The 818-nt window shown below is 37.3% G+C and carries 1 protein-coding gene and 1 pseudogene; both read left to right on the top strand.

All coding sequences use genetic code 11. The annotated features are described in order from the left end of the window. Positions 1 to 278: pseudogene (locus tag GMD4S_RS09685) on the top strand (hypothetical protein); the annotation flags it as partial. After that, the coding region (locus GMD4S_RS09680) for a hypothetical protein (protein ID WP_001223906.1) at positions 275 to 818 on the top strand (544 nt) is incomplete at its 3' end. The pseudogene GMD4S_RS09685 and the gene GMD4S_RS09680, both read left to right, overlap by 4 nt.

Raw genomic sequence — 818 nt, 5'->3', positions numbered from 1 at the left:
AACGAGCTATGTATATTATGGCCATTGAAATTGCGACTGCTATTGATGGTCAGATTAGCGAAGATGATAAAGAGAGCTGGTTAAGTGTTGAGGAATTTAAAAAACGGCATGAGGATATCCTTTCGATGAGTTATGAAGAAGCTAATGAGCTGAGTTTGGAAGAAATTCCGTTTATGGATGATGTGAGAGACCCAGTTTGGGAAGAAGACGACCGCAGGAATGAAGAATACATTAAAATCCACGGCGAACGTGTTTATGACGACGAGGAAGACGAGTGAGAATATACATCAAAGGTGATTATACTAGAAAAGTGTCATTTGGCTACAGAGAACTCGCATGGAAAATGTGGTTTAAAGAAAGAAATGGTAAAAAAATAAGTTTCTCAAATGTCGGGGATGATGAGATGTTGCAAAATGACTTCTATTTATCTTTACGGTTAGATAAGTGGGGAGCAAGTGGCTCTCGTTGGAAAGATGCCAAGGTTAAAGGTGGCAGTGCAATCAATTCCCAAATGTATGAAAATATTGATTTGGATTATGAAGGAAGTTATGAAAGCGACGGTAGAGAAAAGGGAAAATACCTAAGAATCGCTTCGAATTATCTAGATATATTAACAGTTGATAAGCGAGCTATGTATATTATGGCACTCGAAATTGCGACTGCGATTGATGGAAAAATTAGTGAAGATGATAAGAAAACATGGCTAACAATCGAGGAATTCAAGAAAAAGCACCAAGATATCTTATCTTTAACCTTTGATGAAGCAAATGAGATGAGTTTGGAAGAAATTCAAACGATTGATGCTATTGACGATCCCA

The sequence above is a fragment of the Streptococcus sp. GMD4S genome (assembly GCF_000296955.1).
This window is presented reverse-complemented; position numbering and strand designations above follow the sequence as displayed.